Here is a 15,656-nt window from a genome sequence, read left to right on the forward strand (position 1 = left end):
AATGGCGGGATGCAAAATTTCGATTCCTACGACCTCATCATCGACGCCCGCAGTCCGCGCGAATATGAGGAAGACCATATTCCCGGCGCGATCAACCTGCCTGTCGTCGACAATGCGGAATTCGCCGAAGTCGGCATCCTGCACCGAACCGATCCTCTGGCCGCTTACCAGCTCGGCGCGCGCTATTCCCTGATGAACATCGCCCGTCACATCGAGCAGTGCATCTCGAAATATCCGGGTAAGAGCCGTATCCTGGTGTATTGCTTCCGGGGCGGCAAGCGCAGCAAGGTCTGGTTCGACGTGCTCGACACCATCGGGTATCGCGTCGAAAAGCTCAAGGGCGGGTGGAAGGCCTACCGGCGCTGGGTGAACGAGGAGATGGCCGTCTTCCCGTCCGGATTCAAGTACATCGTCGTCTCCGGGCCGACCGGTTGCGGCAAGACGCGATTGCTCGGGGCATTGCACAAGGCGGGCGCGCAGGTGCTGGACCTTGAGGGAATTGCGACGCATCGCGGTTCGATCATCGGCGCGGTTCCGGGGAAAAAGCAGCCGACGCAGAAGATGTTCGACAGCATGCTGCTGCGACAGCTCATGCAATTCGACCCGGCCAGGCCGGTGTGGGTAGAGTCCGAAAGCAAGAAGATCGGACAGGTGCAGTTGCCGGATGCCTTGCTCGGCGCCATGCGCAACGGACAGACCATCGCCGTCGATGCATCGATGCCGCAGCGCGTGCAATTGTTGCGGGAAGATTACGCGCATTTCGAGCAGGACCCGAAATCGATGATCGAGCGCCTGGTTTTCCTGCGCCCGATGATCGGCGGCGAGGAATTCTCCCTATGGGAAGATCTGGCCGAGCGCCGGGAAGTCCCCGCGCTGTTCGAGCGCCTGATGCGCAACCACTACGATCCGACCTATCGCCGTTCCATCCTGCGCAACTATCCGGAGATCGACAAGTCGCCCATGATCCATCTCGAGGATCTCTCGATCAATGGATTGCTGCCGGTGGCGGAGGACTTGCGTGCGCGGTTTGACGTTGCCGTGGACGTTCGGGAAACGTAAAAAAAAATGGGCGGCGCAATGCCGCCCGGAAGGGGAGGAGACAACAATAATCAGAACTTTTCGTTGGTGACCACGACGCGGTTCACGAACATCACGCTCGGGAAGGTGCGGTCCAGCAGCTTGCTGCGGAAGTTGGTCATGACGGCGCCATCCTCGAAACGCACCACGGCATCCTTCTTCACGGCGACCTTCGGCGCGGCCAGCCACAGTTTTTCCTTGCCCTGCTGGGCGACTTCGATATAGGTGTACTCACTTGCTTCCAGCGTGCTCAGCACCTTGCCCTTGAGCGGCAGGTCTGCATCCGGCGTGTTCTTGGGGGCCTTCAGCATGTCGGCGGACATGGCCGGCGAGGGATGCCCGGCGGACATGGACGGAGAAGGATGCCCGGCGGGCGCGGCCTGAACGGAAACGGCGGCGGTCAGGGCGGCCAGTGCAAACAGGGCGGAGATGGCTTTCATCGATATTGTCCTTTTGTAGGTAAAGAAACGACAGGCAGCCTGTCGTTTTCAGAATCGTTTCCCGATAAAGCATCTTTCGCGCCAGCAGCATTCGTCTGACGTGTTGGCGGGGTAAACAGCCGGTTTGCGCGATTCTCAACGCAAAAAAGTCCCGATTGCGGGACAGAATTTTTCCCGGATTCGGGAACGGGGCAAAAAAAAAGCCCCGGGATCACCGGGGCCAAATGCGGGTAAGCGTGAAACGTCAGGCAGCTTCGGATTGCTGCGGGACGCTCATATCGGAGAGCAGTTCGAAGACTTCATCCTTGGACAGCACATAGCGCTCGAGCAGCGTGTCCTTCAGCGACCACATGACATCCTTGTAGGCTTTCATCGATTCCAGGGTGCGGGTGTACAGCTCGTCCGCCTTGGATTCGACCTGGCGCATGGCGTCGTCGCTGGCGCCATCGCGCTTGAACTGGGTGTAGTCCACTTTCGAACGGGAGTACATCGACAGCTGGTTCACCATCAGGTCCAGCTTGGCGGTGATCTTCTGGATATCGTTTTGGCTGCCGGTCGAGATGCCGCGCGCGCCATAGAACAACTCCTCGGCCGCGACGCCGCCATAGAGCTGGATGACGTCCTGTTCCATTTCTTCGAGGGTCTGCAGCGAGACATCTTCGTTGGACGACAGAACATAGCCCAGCGCGCCGACCTTGGACACCGACTCGGTACTGATCTTGAGCAGCGGCGACTTGGCTTTCACCTCGTCCCAGCTCATGCCTTGGCGCAGGAACGGATCGATCTGCATGAAGAAGTGACCGAGTTCGTGAAGTGCGACGCGCTCGCGCTTCTTGTCCAGATCCGCCGTCGTCGCGCGGTCCGTCAGGCCGATCATCGAACGCTCGAAGGCTCGGAACATGACATCGGTGGTGATCAGGATCTTTTCCTGGATCGCGATCATGCTGGCGCGGTCGACCACGGTTTCCAGCAGCGCGGGGCTGAGGTTGGCTGTGATCTCGGCAGCATAGTCGAGGTTCAGGTTCGCCCAGTCGACGCACTCCGGATCCTTCTTCGCCAGGAAGACGTTCAGCAGTTCACGGCGTTCCGCCTTGTTCGGCAGACGGAAATTGATCTTCACCGCGAAACGGCGCAGCATCGCTTCGTCCATCGCCGTGGTGGCGTCGTTGAAGTTGGAGGCGACCACCCAGATCACGCCGGAACCCTTGTCGCTCTTGATGCCGTCGAGCAGGGAGAGCAGGGTGTTCGCGGTATCGTCGTCCCACTTCTTGTCGCCGCGGCCGCGCGGCATGAACAGGCTCTGCGCTTCATCCAGGAAGATGATGCAGCGTTCCATCGAGCACGCTTTTTTGTAGATCGCGTTAAGGGCCTTCGAGCCGCCGCCGACGAGACCGGATTCGAGGCCGGAACCGGATGCCTGGATGAGCGGGATGTCCAGCTTTTTGGCGAGATAGCCGGCGAGCTTGGTCTTGCCGGTACCGGCCGGGCCGGTCAGCATCACGTTGAACGGCTTGTCGATATTGTGCGAGCGGTACAGGTCGCGGTTGCGGATCATTTCTTCCAGGTGCGCGACTTCCTGCTTGATGTCTTCCATCCCGATCAGGTCGTCCATGCTGCCCTTGAGGTTTTCCGGCTTGACAACGGATGCGCCGCCGCCCAAGCCCATGCCCGGCAGGCCCTTGCGCAGGCCGACGAACAGGAAAATCAGGAGCGCGATACCAAGCGCATTGCGTGCGAGAAATGCACCAACTTCGCTGGCAGCGCTGGCCTTGGTTTCCTTGTCCTCGAGGATTTCCTTGTTCGCGGCGAGGTACTCGGCGTTGGCAATCGCGTACGGAATGCCGTTTTTCAGCAGAACTTCGCGCTCAAGGTTGCTATGCGAAGTACTCGGCACCTTGACGACATTGATCTGCGCGGCGTCCTTGTATTTGAATACATAACGGGGAAAGTCCGACAGCGGCTGCGCGACCAGCAGGTATTCGAGACGAGCCGGGTTGGTGGCCAGACGGGTGATTTCGGAAATATCCTGGGAGTGCACGATCGGGTTGGCGTCGCGCAGCGCCAGCGGCTTGAATACGACGGCAGCCACGCTGGCAAAGGCCAGCAGCACCATCAGAACCGCGCCGACATAGGCATTGTTGAAGGCTTCATACACCTTGGAACATCTTGGCATTCGTTCGTCCTTTGAGGGGTAACTAAGAGCGCGTGTCCCGGATGCAATGTCCAGCGTCGCGCAACGTTTCTGGTCAGAAGCCAATAGGACAGGGCATGCGGACTTTGGTTGCCCCGCACAAAAGAAAAATCCACAGATTTTTTCTATGGGAGCGATAGAGCCGAGGTTCGACAGGAGAAAAGGTTTCGCACAGAAACAATGTCGAGGCGCAACTGGCTCTTGATCGTGCGCAAGTCGCACGGGAGACGAGGTGCTTAAATGGACTCTATCGGACAGCGCGTCTCAGGAGACAGGGGCGATGGTGACAACAATCATACTGGCATTGGCGGTCCTGACGGCGGCGCTTGTCGTCGGCGTATTTGTCGTTGCGATCATCGAGCTCAATGAGATCGACGAAATTACCGACGGTCCGCGCACCGCGCAGGGAAATACGCTAGTGTTACCCGTTCAGACAGACTCAGGCTTCTAGACAGCCTGCTTGTGCTCGGCAAAGCGGGCCTCGATCATTCGGGCAAAATTCAACAGCTCCTTGTCCGTCGCCATGTCGTTCAGGTAGTACAACTCCCCATCGACGATCATTAACCTGGCTTGGTGAGCCAGTTCCAGGATTTCGTCGCGTCTCAATTCGTTGTGATGGTTTTTCATCTTTACCGCCCTCGTTGGGTAGAAGAAATTCTTTTGGGAAATCCCTCTTGTGACGCGATGAACGCACCCTTAGTTCCGCTGCGCCGCACCATCTTTGGAACGTGTCAAAGTGGTAACATATCGGCAACATGGCCTCCAGTTCCCTTTCCCTATCTTTACGCAGCCCGGTTGCCGATAGTCCCGTAGCACGCGACGCCATTCGCCGTCTCGTCGGTGAAGCGTCGATGATCGTATGGGAGGCGGACGCCGACGGGCGTTGTATTTATCTCAACCCGGAAGCGATGCAAAGCTTCTCGTCGCCCGGGGAAGTGCATATCAACGACTGGTTTGCCCATATCCACCCGGAAGACGCACCCGTCGCTATCCAGAAGATCCTCGATGCCCGGCGAAAGGGGCGTCAATATCAGCTCGAATATCGCATCAATCGCGCCGACAGGCGCACGCGCTGGGTGGCCGAAACCGGCGCGCCTCGGCTTGCCGGCGATGGCAGCCTGCTCGGTTATCTCGGTACGCTCGTCGATGTAACGGCAAGCTACGAGGTGCGCACAAAGCTGATGCGAAGCGAAATCGAGCATCGCCTGCTGACCGAAAACGCGCGCGATCTCATTTCCTATAGCGATGCCGACAACATTTACCAATACGTTTCGCCGTCGCACAAGGACACGCTCGGCTACGAACCGCATGAGCTGGTCGGCACCCATTTATACGATTACGTCCACCCGGACGATGCCAGGCAGGATGCGCCAAAAGGCTTCCGCCCTCAGCGCGGCCTGGTCAACATCCGCTTCCGCCACAAGAAGGGTCACTGGGTCTGGCTGGGCGCGAGCACGCGCACGGTGCGCGATCCGAAGACCGGCGCCAAGATGGGAATCGTTGCGATTGCGCGCGACATCACGGCGCAATTGCAGGCCGGCCGGGAGCTGGCACGTCGAGAGGAACGCTTTCGCAGCCTGACGACGCTGTCGTCCGACTGGTACTGGGAGACCGACGCCCACGTTCGTTTCAGCTTTTTTTCCGAAGGTATTTATCAGCGGCTGGGATTGCGTGCGTCCGAGTTGCTCGGTACCAGTTTCGAGGAACATATCGCCGACCCGAAGGCACCAGGGTTCGTTGCGTGCGCCGAAAGTATTGCGGCCCGCAGGCCGTTCCACGATCTGATCTATCCGGTATGGTCATTGACCAAACCCGGCGAGGTCCGTTTCCTGCGCATCTCGGGAGAGCCATTCACCGAGGATGGCGTGTTCGGAGGTTACCGGGGCGTGAGCCGCGATGTCACGCACGAGGTCCGCACCGCCAATGCGCTTGAACATCTTGCCACGCGAGACACACTCACCGAATTGCCGAACCGCGCGCTATTGCAGCGCCGTCTTCGGGAGTGCCTGGAAGACCGGCAGGATGAAGACATGCTGGCCGTGTTCTTCATCGACCTCGACAACTTCAAGGAGGTCAACGACTCGCTGGGTCACGCGGCCGGCGATGCGCTTCTCAAGGCCATCGCGCTTCGCTTGCGGCGCTGTATCCGGCCTGACGACACCGTCGGCCGCCTCGGAGGCGACGAGTTTGTCGTCCTTGCCGAGTGCAAACGTGGCGAGGCATCGGCCGTCCGCCTTGCCGGCAAGCTGTGCAAGGCGCTCGACCGGCCCGTCATGATCGAGGGGCATGAAGTCCGGGCCAGCGCATCGATCGGCATCAGCAAGTTCCCGCAGGATGGCGAAACCAGCGACGTCCTTCTGCAGAATGCGGATACGGCGTTGTACCGTGCAAAGGCAACCGGCGGAAACTGTTTCCGTTTTTATACGCCGGACATGAGTGCCGAGTCGCGCACCCGCATGATGCGGCACGCGGCGCTCCGTCACGCGCTGGACAGGAACGAGTTCGTCGTCCACTACCAGCCGCGCGTCGACATCAAGACGCTGCGCGTGACCGGTGTGGAGGCTTTGCTGCGCTGGACGCAGCCGCAACTCGGCGCTGTATCCCCCTCGGACTTCATCCCGCTTGCCGAGGAAAGCGGTCTGATCGACGACATCACCGATTGGGTGCTGCAGCGCGCCACGAAGCAGGTGCAGGAGTGGACGGTACGCCATGGACGCCCGCTCACGATCTCGGTCAACCTCTCGGCGCGCCAGTTGCGCAACAAGAAAATCCTCGGGTCGGTGGCCAACGCCTTGGCGCAGAGCGCGCTGCAGCCGGGGCAGCTTGAACTGGAGCTGACGGAATCGGCCTTGATGGAGGACGCGGACGCCGGGGCCGTCCTGCTCAAGGAACTGAAATCGCTCGGCTTGCGGCTGTCGGTCGACGACTTCGGTACCGGGTACTCGTCGTTGGCCTATCTTCGCCGCTTTCCGCTGGACTGCCTCAAGCTCGACCGTTCCTTCCTGCGGCAGAACGATTGCGACGAAGTCAGTCCGTGGAAGCTGGCTGAGGCCGTCATCAACCTCGCCCACACGCTGGATCTCTCCGTCGTCGCCGAAGGCGTCGAGAGCAAGGCGCATCTTGATTTCCTGCGCACGACCTCCTGCGATGAAATCCAGGGGTCATGCATCAGCGATCCGCTGCCGCCGGAAGAAATCGAAGTCCTGCTGCGCTCCGGCGTAGCCGGGCGCCTGGCGGATCAGCCGAAGAACCAGTAGCAGACCAGGATCGAGGCCAGGACGCCGCTGGCGTCGGCCAGCAAGGCGCATCCGACCGCATGCCGCGCGCGCTGGATGCCGACGGCGCCGAAATACACCGCCAGGACGTAGAACGTGGTCTCGGTGCTGCCTTGCACAGTCGCCGCGACAAGTGCCGGAAAACTGTCGACACCGCCTGTCTTCATGAGCTCAATCAGCATCGCGCGGGCCGCGCTGCCGGAGAAGGGCTTGACGAGCGCGGTCGGCAGTGCGTCGACGAAGCGCGTGTCCCATCCTATCGTCTCCACCAGGAACCGGATGCCGCCCAGTGCTGCATCGAGCGCGCCCGACGCCCGCAGCACGCCGACCGCGCACAGCATCGCCACCAGGTAGGGCAAGAGGTTTTTCGCGACCTCGAAGCCTTCCTTCGCGCCTTCCACAAACGTTTCGTACACGGGCACGCGCCGCCAGGCGCCGACGAGCAGGAAAAGCAGAATCAGGCCGAACAGGACCAGGTTGCCCAGCAGGGAGGAGAGAGAGGCCAGCGCCGCAGCCGACATGCCGGCCAGGGTCGCCATGAAGCCGCCCAGCAGAAGGGCGGCACCGCCCAGCCATCCCAGCACGACAGGATCCCAGATCTTCAGCCGCTGCATGAATGCGACGGACAGGAAGCCGGCAAGTGTCGAGGCGCTGGTGGCGAGCAGGATGGGAAGGAAGACCAGTGTCGGATCGGCGGCGCCTTGTTGCAGGCGGTACATGAAGATCGATACCGGAAGCAAGGTGAGGGAGGAGGCATTCAGGACCAGGAACAGGATCTGCGCATTGGTTGCCGTGTCTGGCTTGTCATTCAGCTCCTGCAAGGCGCGCATCGCTTTCAGGCCGATCGGCGTTGCCGCGTTGTCGAGGCCGAGGCCGTTGGCCGTGAAGTTGAGCGTGATCAGTCCGAGCGCGGGATGGCCTCGGGGAACGCCCGGCATGAGCCTGCTGAACAAGGGGGACAGCAGGCGTGCAAGCAGTTCCACCAATCCCGCCTTTTCCGCGATACGCAGGAATCCCAGCCACAGCGTCAGCGTCCCAAACAGCAGCACCATGACTTCGACAGACAGCCTTGCCATCGCAAACAGGCTCTCCACCATCGCCGCGAAGACAGCGGCGTCGCCTCCCACCAGCCACCGGCTGAATGCGCTGACCGCGCCGACTGCGAAGAAGCCCAGCCACAAGCCGTTCAACATGTGCGCATCCTCCTGCCGGAAAGCTGCAGGAATGGCATCGTCGCATGGGGATGGGGGAACGGGCGGAAAGGCGTCATCGAAAAAAACGGCAGCGGTGTTCGTGTTAACATCGCCATGATACCGGCGGAAAGGTCCACCGGAGCAATTCCCGTATCGCTTTCGACAATCGTGACATCTTCAGCACATCTTCTTTCCGCATTGACCACACCGGCGATCATTCTTGACCGTCAGCGCCTCGAGGCGAATTGCAAGCGCATGGCGCAGCGCGCCGCCCAGGCTGGCGTCCAGCTCAGGCCGCATCTGAAAACCGCAAAATGCGCCGACGTGGCGCGCATCGCGACGGCGGGCCAATTCGGCGGAATCACGGTGTCGACGATCGCTGAGCTCGCCTACTTTCTTGACGCCGGTTTTCGTGACATGACCTACGCGGTCGGCATCGTGCCGTCAAAGATGCCGGCCATCGAGCGCTTGATTGCCCAAGGCGCGCGCATCACGGTTGTCCTGGATTCGCTCAAGGCGGCGGAAGATATCGCCGGCCATGGCGGCACGCCCGTCCCTGTGCTGATTGAAATCGACTGCGGCGGGCATCGCGCAGGCGTTGCAGCGGAGAGCGAGGCGCTGATCGCCATCGCGGAGCGCATCGATGCTGCCCCGGGACTGACGCTGCAAGGCGTGCTCACCCATGCAGGACATTCTTACCATGCCGCGGATGAGGCGACACGCAGGCAGATCGCCATGGCCGAGCGGGATGCGGCGGTTCGCGCCGCGCAACGCATCCGCGCGGCGGGACTTCCGTGCGAGACGGTGAGTATTGGCTCGACGCCAACTGCGCTGACTGATGTTCCTCTGGACGGCGTGACCGAAATCCGTCCTGGTGTCTACGTCTTTTTCGACCTCTCGCAAGCCAGGCTGGGCGTATGCAGCGTGGACGATATCGCGGTCAGCGTCCTGGCAACAGTCATCGGACATCACCGTGAGGCCGGGCATCTGCTGGTGGACGCCGGGGCGCTCGCCCTGTCGAAGGACATTAGCGCTAACGAGCATGATCCGCACATCGGTTACGGTCTGGTCTGCGACATTGAAGGCCGGCCGATCGATGGATTGCATGTGGCGGAGGTCCACCAGGAACACGGCTTCGTGCGCGGCGCCGATGGTGCGCCACCCTTCGACCGCCTGCCTGTCGGCACGCAGGTCCGCATCCTTCCAAACCACGCCTGTATGACCGTCGCGCCTTACCGCGAATACAACGTGCTGGACGCGGCATCGGAAACCCTGTCCCAATGGAGCAAAACCTATGGCTGGTAAGCGTGTGCTGGTGATCGAAGACGACTCCGCCAACCTGCGGTTGATGCTTTTGCTGCTGAAGGCGGCAGGGCACCAGGTGACCGGAGCGTCGAACGGGGGAGATGGGCTCGAAGCAGCGCGCAGGGAACTGCCTGACCTCATCCTGTGCGACGGCCGCATGCCCGACATGACGGGCTTCGATGTGGCGCGCCAGATTCGGAGCGAGCCGGCAACGGCCGGCATCCCGATGGTCGCGGTAACGGGGCTGGCGAGCGCGGGAGATCACAGTGAATTGCTGGCGGCGGGATTCAATGGCTATATTTCCAAGCCGTTCGATATCAAGACCTTCGCCACGCAGGTAGGCGCGTTCCTGCCCGCCTGATCAGGTGGCGGGGCGCTGCTCGACAGTGAGTGTGAGATTGAGCCGCTTGTTGTCGAGCACCATCCGCTCGAAATCGCCCGGGGCAACCGGCGCACTGAACAGATAGCCTTGCAACTGGTCGCATCCAAGGTCGCGCAGGAAGGCCATCTGTTCCGGCGTTTCGACACCTTCGGCGACGATCTCCTGGCGAAGCTGCTGGCCCATGGTCACGATGGCGCGGGCGATGGCGCAGTCGTTTTCCTCGTGCGGCAGGCCGATCACGAATGCGCGGTCGATCTTGAGCGTGCTGATCGGGAATTTCTTCAGGTAGGCGAGGCTGGAATAGCCGGTGCCGAAATCGTCCAGCGCCAGCGCCAGCCCGCGCGCCGCCAGTTCATTCATGATGGGGATGACTGTTTCCGGGCCGCGCACGAGCAGGGTTTCAGTGATTTCCAACTTGATCCTGTCGGGCGTGACGCCATGGCGTTCCAGCACTTCCTGGATGCGGTCCGGCAGGTGGCGGTCGAACTGGCGCGATGAGAGGTTGACCGCGACTGGCGGTACGTCGAGTCCGGCGTCCTGCCACTGGCGGATCTGCCGGCAGGCTTCTTCCAGCACCCATGTTCCCAGATCGAGGATCAAGCCGGTTTCCTCGGCAACCGGAATGAAAATGCCGGGCGACACCATGCCTCGTTCCGGATGCTTCCAGCGCAACAGCGCCTCGGCGCCGACAATGCGTCCGCTGCGCAGGCTGACCTTGGGCTGGTAGTGCAACTGCAACTGTTTGCCGGCCAGCGCGCGCCGCAATTCGCTTTCAAACCAAAGGTGTTCCTTCGCCCGCTGGTTCATCTCGGGGCTGTAGAACATGTAGCCGGCGCCGCTGTCATGCACGCGTACCCGCGCCGCATCGGCGTAGCGCAGCAGCGAGGCCGTATCCATGCCGTCTTCCGGATAGATCGAGATGCCGATGCTGGCACCGATACGCAGGTTGTGGTCGTCGATCTCGAAGGGATCGTCGAGCTTGGCGAGCAGCTTGTTCGCAACGATGCCGGCGTGTTCCCGTTTCTGGATGTCGAACAGGGCGACGGCAAACTTGTCGCCATCGATGCGGGCGAGGACGTCTTCGTCGCGCAGGACATGGCGGAAACGGTTGCTGACTTCACCCAACAGGGCGTCACCGACTTCATGGCCCAGCGTGTCGTAGATCGAATGGAAGCGCTGCAGCTCGATGACCAGCAGCGCGCCGTGCCCCTTGGTGCGGCGTGCCGAGGTCAGCGCCTGGCCGACCAGCTGGTTCAGCAGGGCGCGGTTGGGCAGGCCGGTGAGCGTGTCGTAGTTGGCGAGGCGCTGCATGCGGGCTTCGGCTTCCTTGAACACGCTGATGTCGGAAAAGATCGAAAAGGCGTGGGTGATTTCGCCCTTGTCGTTGCGCACGACGCTGATGGTCACCGACTGCGGGAAAACCTCGCCATTCTTGCGACGGCCGAAAATCTCGCCCTGCCACGGGCCCGATCCTTTCATTGCCGAGCGCACCTGGGCGCGGAAATCGGCGGTGTGCTTGCCGGAGCGGAGCAGGTCGGGCGTCTTGCCGATGGCTTCGGCGGCGGAGTAGCCGGTAATGCGGGTGAATGCGGTATTGACTGAGACGATGCGCTCTTCACCATCGGTGATCAGGATGCCCTGGTCGCTGTCTTCGATGATGCGGGCGTGCAGGCGCAGCTTGTCCTCGTCGGAGAGGCGCTCGGTGATTTCCGACATGCGGGCGACCATGCCGGAGGGATGCCCAGCTTCGTCGGTCGTCATCGTCAGCGCCAGGCTGGCCCAGAATATGTCGCCGGACTTCTTGCGGCGCCGGACTTCCATCAGCGGCGAACTGCCTTCCTCGAGGAAGAGCTCGGCGACCTCCTGATCATCATCCGCGTACAGGAAAAGCACGTGCTGGCCGACTGCTTCTTCACGCGTGTAGCCGAACAGGCGCTCGGCACCCTCGTTCCATCCGGTGATGTAGCCCGCCGGGTCCATGGTGATGACGGGTTCGACCGGCTTCGCTGCGCGCGGTTCGTGTTGCGCTTGTCCCAGTGCCGCTTCCAGTTCACTCAAGGCCTGCAACTGGGCGGCGCCATCGAGCGAACGCGCCTCGCGGCACAGCGCGAGGCAGCGCTCGATGGTCTTTTGGTCAGGCATGCGTGCCTCCGGCGCTTTCGCGTACCACGTCCAGCATCCAGGCATGGGCCTGTACCGTCAGCAGGTTGAATTCCGCCGCCGGGAGGGAAAGTGCATGCAGATACGAGGCAATCACGGCGTGTTCGGCTTGCTCCGCCGATTCGACCAGGGCGAGCAGACGGCCGACTTCGCCGTCGCGGTGCAACAGTGCGGACTGCAGGGATTCGCTGATTTTCAGCGGTCGCAGGACTTCTTCCAGGGGCATGCCAAACAGGATGCCGAGGAGCGAGAACATGCCCGCCATGAATGCCGATTCCTGTCCAGGCTTGTCCAGGCCGCTGGCCTTCGCAAGCAGTTCCATCAAGCGTGCGCGGGAAGCGACGCGGGTCAGCAGCATTGCCGATCCTTCATCGCCGGAGCGTGCGGAAAACAGCATCAGGTTGAGCCAGCGGCGCAGTTGCGCACGGCCGAGGATCAGGATGGCTTGCGAGAAGCTGGTGACCTGGCGGCTCATCCCCATGCCGAGCGAATTGACCAGGCGCAGGAGATGGTAGGAGAGCGCCGGGTCGCGCCGCAGTACGGCTTCGATTTCATGCGTGTCCGCGTCGGCCGATACCAGTTGCACAAGTTGCAGCGCCAGGGCGCGCGAGGCAGCCTGGCTTCCGGCAGGCTTGGCGCGAGGGGCCATGTACCAAGGGCCGGCGATCCATTCGACCTCTGACGGCAAGGCTTCCTCGGGAAGCGCCGCGAGACGGACGATTGATGCGTCGGGAACGATCCGGCAGCCGGCGTCCAGCAAGGCTTGTTCAAGCGTGGGTTCAAGACGCGCCGCCGGTACGAGGCAGGGAAAACGGCTTGCCAGCGCGCGGAAATCCTCGGCCTGCACGAGCGGCGTGAATGCCTCGGTGGAATAGGGGCTTAAGTCGAGCAGCAGCGCGGCTGGAGTGCGGTTCCGGTCGGCGAGGACTTCTACCGACAGGAGCGGGACAGGATTCAGGGCGCTCATGGCGACGTCGGACGGCAAAATAACGAGAGTGTTATGTTACCGCGAAAGGCCAGGGCGTGTTGATAAAGGGAAAGTCTTTATCGGAAAGGTGTTGTTCCTTCTAGGGGTGGTGCAGGGGACGTCCCTGTCGTCCAGGGACCCGGCTCAAGCTTCACGGAAGGGAACACACTTCGACTTGCGGATTGCCGATTTGCGCGCGTTGATGACTTCGCGCAGCGCGGCGGCGAGCATTTCCTGGCGTCGGTAGGCGGGAATCATGTGCGCGGTGAGGCTGTAGGCACGCACCGTACGCTCCAGGTTGCGCAGCGCGCGCAGTTCTTCGCTGTGTTGCTCGTCAAGCATCATGATGGTTCTTTCTGTTAAAAGCCACTCGGTATTCCCTAGACCAATGCGTATCCGATTTTGTTCCCTTGTGGAAAATCCCGACGCGCCGTTCAGGCAAGAAACTTCTAGTGCATGCCCTCTACAAATAAATAAAAGTCAATTCTCGCGTATGTTTATAATAATTTCCCAAAGGCAATAACAATACGGAGACAACCCGGCAGTAGCGCAGGTGCGGCCAGCACCTTTCTTGCGCCTGGCGAGGAGCCGCCATACGGACGAGGCGCCATGGATATCCCGGTAACGGCATCACGGTCGAAAACGCTGTCGCTTAACCTTGGCGGGGAGATGGGGCACGCGTGTTTCCGCTTTGCGGGCACGATGGTGTTTGTTATGTACGTCGCCGTCGCGCACTGGGTCGGCCATATCGCCGACCTCCGCAATGCCATCACCGGCATTGCCGCCTATCTCGGCTTCGGTGCCATCTGGATTGGCGTGGTCGGCTTTTCGCTGCTGACCTTCCGCTCCCGGCGGATGATTTCCATCGTGCTCGACCAGGCTGTATTTGCGTTTGCAGTCTATGAAGGGGGAGATGTGCTGGCCCCGGTGCTGTGGGCACCGGTAGTCATGGCCATCGGCAACGGGCTTCGCAACGGGCCGAGGTTTGCAAAGTTATCATCGCTCCTTGGCGGCGCCGGAGTGGGCGCAGCCTTGATCCTGTCGCCCTATTGGCATGCAGGAAAGCTGGTGACGGAAGGGATCGTGCTGGCGATCATCATCCTGCCCAGATATACGCTCCTTCTGTCCGAGCAGATCGCGCAGGCCAAGCGCGAGATGCAGCAGCGCGCCGCGCGTTTCGAATCCGCGTCGCGCACGGATTCGCTCACCGGCCTGATGAACCGCGCAGGATTTTTCCAGTGCCTGCAGAAGCTGATCCAGGACGTGGCGCGCAATGGCAACCGCAGCGCGGTGATGTTGCTGGACCTCGACGGTTTCAAGGGTGTCAATGATGTCTGCGGCCACGGGACCGGCGACGATGTTCTCAAATGCGTGGCCAATCGCCTGCATGATTGCGTCGAGGCCGCTGATAAGGTAGCCCGTTTGGGCGGCGACGAGTTCGGCATCGTCGTGGCGGATGCCTCCGACCTGCGCGAACTGGAAAGGCTCGCGCAAGCGATCATCGAATCGATCGCGGCAATCCATGTGCACGGGCAGGGCGACATGCGCATCGGCGCCAGTATCGGGATCTGCCTGCTGCCCGACGATGATTGCCATGACGAATCCTCCGTCATGGAAACAGCCGACCGCCTGATGTACAAGGCAAAGAAGGCCGGCAAGAATCGCTATTGCCTCAATCCCTGCTGAAGCCGCGCGTCGATTGACGCCGGTTTGAGCATCCGCAAACGTCGCACCTGAATGAAATCCTAAGGTTTCTGTAGCGCTTGCTTGTGCCTGCCGCTGCCGTTTCTTCACGGCGGTGAAGTGCAATCCGAACAAGTCTTGCGCTAGCTCCAACTTCAGGTCGGGAAGCAGCGAACCCGAGGAGCATGCCTCATATCCAACGTGGCTAACCGCAAGGAGAGGACGATGACGGCGATTGTGCGTATTGATGATGAAGTCATCGGCATCGAGGATTTTGTCAGGACATTGAAGCTCACCGGCCAGTTCGAAGGACTGATCGAGCAGATCGTCAGGGACAAGCTGACGGTGCGTGCGGCGAAGAAACACGGCGTGAAGGTGTCGCCCGACGAAATCCAGGAGCGCGCCGACAATTTCCGACGCGTCCAGGGCCTGCATCGCGCGGCCGACATGAACAATTACCTCAACGCGCTCGGCGTCAGCCTCGACGAGTTCGAGAACTTCGTCACCGACAGCCTGTACCAGGAAAAGATGATGGCCGACGTGTGCAGCGACAAGGCCGTCGAACACTACTTCAAGCTCAACTCGCCGAAGTTCGACAGCATCGAAGTCAGCCACATGGTGCTCGATGCCGAGAACAAGGCCAAGGAAATGATCGCCTACCTGCGCGACGATCCCGATGCCTTCGAGGACATGGCAAGCGAACATTCGGTCGCCGACACGCGGGAGCAGGGTGGCCGCATCGGCAAGGTCCTGCGCGGCTCGCTCAAGACGGACATCGAGGCGAAGGTGTTCAATGCATCGGAGGGCGACCTGCTGGGGCCGTTCCCTTCGGCCGACAAGACGGTGTTCGAGATCTTCAAGGTGGATGCCAAGCATCCCGCGCGCCTTGACGAGGATACTGCCGCCGAGATCCGCCGCCTGCTTCGTGAAGAATGGCTGTTTGCCCGCGCGCAGGAACACATTATTGAAGCGCGCTAAGCCCG

At 61.3% G+C, this 15,656-nt stretch carries 14 protein-coding genes; 7 read left to right on the forward strand and 7 right to left on the reverse strand.

The window, feature by feature from the left end; all coding sequences use genetic code 11:
* The first annotated feature begins 9 nt into the window (after positions 1-9).
* Positions 10-1,059, forward strand: a complete 1,050-nt coding sequence (gene mnmH, locus ACNOHI_RS04390; protein ID WP_420473429.1) for a tRNA 2-selenouridine(34) synthase MnmH — start codon at positions 10-12, stop codon at positions 1,057-1,059.
* A 50-nt stretch (positions 1,060-1,109) separates the two neighbouring features.
* Here the strand turns inward: mnmH and ACNOHI_RS04395 are convergent, their stop codons facing one another.
* Complete coding sequence (locus tag ACNOHI_RS04395; RefSeq protein WP_420473430.1) at positions 1,110-1,517, reverse strand: hypothetical protein; 408 nt, start codon at positions 1,515-1,517, stop codon at positions 1,110-1,112.
* A gap of 244 nt (positions 1,518-1,761) precedes the next feature.
* Complete coding sequence (locus ACNOHI_RS04400) at positions 1,762-3,690, reverse strand: AAA family ATPase (protein ID WP_420473431.1); 1,929 nt, start codon at positions 3,688-3,690, stop codon at positions 1,762-1,764.
* A gap of 298 nt (positions 3,691-3,988) precedes the next feature.
* Between ACNOHI_RS04400 and ACNOHI_RS04405 the strand changes: the two genes are divergently transcribed.
* Positions 3,989-4,159: a hypothetical protein gene (locus ACNOHI_RS04405; RefSeq protein WP_420473432.1), complete on the forward strand. Its 171-nt coding sequence runs from the start codon at positions 3,989-3,991 to the stop codon at positions 4,157-4,159.
* Here the strand turns inward: ACNOHI_RS04405 and ACNOHI_RS04410 are convergent.
* A complete protein-coding gene (locus ACNOHI_RS04410) occupies positions 4,156-4,335 on the reverse strand; it encodes a hypothetical protein (RefSeq protein WP_420473433.1) in 180 nt (59 codons plus the stop codon). The genes ACNOHI_RS04405 and ACNOHI_RS04410 overlap by 4 nt on opposite strands.
* Positions 4,336-4,463: 128 nt before the next feature.
* Between ACNOHI_RS04410 and ACNOHI_RS04415 the strand changes: the two genes are divergently transcribed.
* A complete protein-coding gene (locus ACNOHI_RS04415) occupies positions 4,464-6,965 on the forward strand; it encodes an EAL and GGDEF domain-containing protein (RefSeq protein WP_420473434.1) in 2,502 nt (833 codons plus the stop codon).
* Here ACNOHI_RS04415 and ACNOHI_RS04420 read toward each other — a convergent pair.
* On the reverse strand, positions 6,947-8,176 hold the full coding sequence (locus ACNOHI_RS04420; RefSeq protein ID WP_420473435.1) for a nucleoside recognition domain-containing protein: 1,230 nt from the start codon (positions 8,174-8,176) through the stop codon (positions 6,947-6,949). The two genes, ACNOHI_RS04415 and ACNOHI_RS04420, sit on opposite strands and share 19 nt — an antisense overlap.
* A 168-nt stretch (positions 8,177-8,344) precedes the next feature.
* Here ACNOHI_RS04420 and ACNOHI_RS04425 point away from each other — a divergent pair, with 168 nt between their 5' ends.
* Positions 8,345-9,481 carry an alanine racemase gene (locus ACNOHI_RS04425; protein ID WP_420473436.1) on the forward strand — a complete coding sequence of 379 codons (1,137 nt, stop codon included), beginning with the start codon at positions 8,345-8,347 and terminating at the stop codon, positions 9,479-9,481.
* Positions 9,471-9,842 (forward strand): response regulator, encoded by a 372-nt coding sequence (locus ACNOHI_RS04430; RefSeq protein WP_420473437.1) that lies wholly within the window; start codon positions 9,471-9,473, stop codon positions 9,840-9,842. The genes ACNOHI_RS04425 and ACNOHI_RS04430 overlap by 11 nt, the downstream gene beginning before the upstream one ends.
* Here the strand turns inward: ACNOHI_RS04430 and ACNOHI_RS04435 are convergent, their stop codons facing one another.
* From ACNOHI_RS04435 to ACNOHI_RS04445, 3 genes are all read right to left on the reverse strand, one after another.
* Positions 9,843-12,005 carry a putative bifunctional diguanylate cyclase/phosphodiesterase gene (locus ACNOHI_RS04435; protein ID WP_420473438.1) on the reverse strand — a complete coding sequence of 721 codons (2,163 nt, stop codon included), beginning with the start codon at positions 12,003-12,005 and terminating at the stop codon, positions 9,843-9,845.
* Complete coding sequence (locus ACNOHI_RS04440) at positions 11,998-12,990, reverse strand: EAL and HDOD domain-containing protein (protein WP_420473439.1); 993 nt, start codon at positions 12,988-12,990, stop codon at positions 11,998-12,000. The genes ACNOHI_RS04435 and ACNOHI_RS04440 overlap by 8 nt, the downstream gene beginning before the upstream one ends.
* Before the next feature lie 144 nt (positions 12,991-13,134).
* Positions 13,135-13,335 carry a hypothetical protein gene (locus ACNOHI_RS04445; protein WP_420473440.1) on the reverse strand — a complete coding sequence of 67 codons (201 nt, stop codon included), beginning with the start codon at positions 13,333-13,335 and terminating at the stop codon, positions 13,135-13,137.
* A 264-nt stretch (positions 13,336-13,599) separates the two neighbouring features.
* On the opposite strand from ACNOHI_RS04445, the gene ACNOHI_RS04450 reads away from it, so the two are divergent.
* Positions 13,600-14,676 carry a diguanylate cyclase domain-containing protein gene (locus ACNOHI_RS04450; RefSeq protein ID WP_420473441.1) on the forward strand — a complete coding sequence of 359 codons (1,077 nt, stop codon included), beginning with the start codon at positions 13,600-13,602 and terminating at the stop codon, positions 14,674-14,676.
* A gap of 222 nt (positions 14,677-14,898) precedes the next feature.
* A complete protein-coding gene (locus tag ACNOHI_RS04455) occupies positions 14,899-15,651 on the forward strand; it encodes a peptidylprolyl isomerase (protein WP_420473442.1) in 753 nt (250 codons plus the stop codon).
* The last annotated feature ends 5 nt before the right edge of the window (positions 15,652-15,656 follow it).

Source organism: Noviherbaspirillum sp. ST9, from assembly GCF_048799745.1.
Classification (GTDB): domain Bacteria; phylum Pseudomonadota; class Gammaproteobacteria; order Burkholderiales; family Burkholderiaceae_D; genus Noviherbaspirillum.

What these genes read in the sequence shown, in the direction of transcription:
- mnmH (WP_420473429.1), top strand. Translation starts at nt 10, where the DNA reads ATGCAAAATTTCGATTCCTACGACCTCATCATCGACGCCCGCAGTCCG.
- ACNOHI_RS04395 (WP_420473430.1), bottom strand. Translation starts at nt 1,517, where the DNA reads ATGAAAGCCATCTCCGCCCTGTTTGCACTGGCCGCCCTGACCGCCGCC.
- ACNOHI_RS04400 (WP_420473431.1), bottom strand. Translation starts at nt 3,690, where the DNA reads ATGCCAAGATGTTCCAAGGTGTATGAAGCCTTCAACAATGCCTATGTC.
- ACNOHI_RS04405 (WP_420473432.1), top strand. Translation starts at nt 3,989, where the DNA reads ATGGTGACAACAATCATACTGGCATTGGCGGTCCTGACGGCGGCGCTT.
- ACNOHI_RS04410 (WP_420473433.1), bottom strand. Translation starts at nt 4,335, where the DNA reads ATGAAAAACCATCACAACGAATTGAGACGCGACGAAATCCTGGAACTG.
- ACNOHI_RS04415 (WP_420473434.1), top strand. Translation starts at nt 4,464, where the DNA reads ATGGCCTCCAGTTCCCTTTCCCTATCTTTACGCAGCCCGGTTGCCGAT.
- ACNOHI_RS04420 (WP_420473435.1), bottom strand. Translation starts at nt 8,176, where the DNA reads ATGTTGAACGGCTTGTGGCTGGGCTTCTTCGCAGTCGGCGCGGTCAGC.
- ACNOHI_RS04430 (WP_420473437.1), top strand. Translation starts at nt 9,471, where the DNA reads ATGGCTGGTAAGCGTGTGCTGGTGATCGAAGACGACTCCGCCAACCTG.
- ACNOHI_RS04435 (WP_420473438.1), bottom strand. Translation starts at nt 12,005, where the DNA reads ATGCCTGACCAAAAGACCATCGAGCGCTGCCTCGCGCTGTGCCGCGAG.
- ACNOHI_RS04440 (WP_420473439.1), bottom strand. Translation starts at nt 12,990, where the DNA reads ATGAGCGCCCTGAATCCTGTCCCGCTCCTGTCGGTAGAAGTCCTCGCC.
- ACNOHI_RS04445 (WP_420473440.1), bottom strand. Translation starts at nt 13,335, where the DNA reads ATGATGCTTGACGAGCAACACAGCGAAGAACTGCGCGCGCTGCGCAAC.
- ACNOHI_RS04450 (WP_420473441.1), top strand. Translation starts at nt 13,600, where the DNA reads ATGGATATCCCGGTAACGGCATCACGGTCGAAAACGCTGTCGCTTAAC.
- ACNOHI_RS04455 (WP_420473442.1), top strand. Translation starts at nt 14,899, where the DNA reads ATGACGGCGATTGTGCGTATTGATGATGAAGTCATCGGCATCGAGGAT.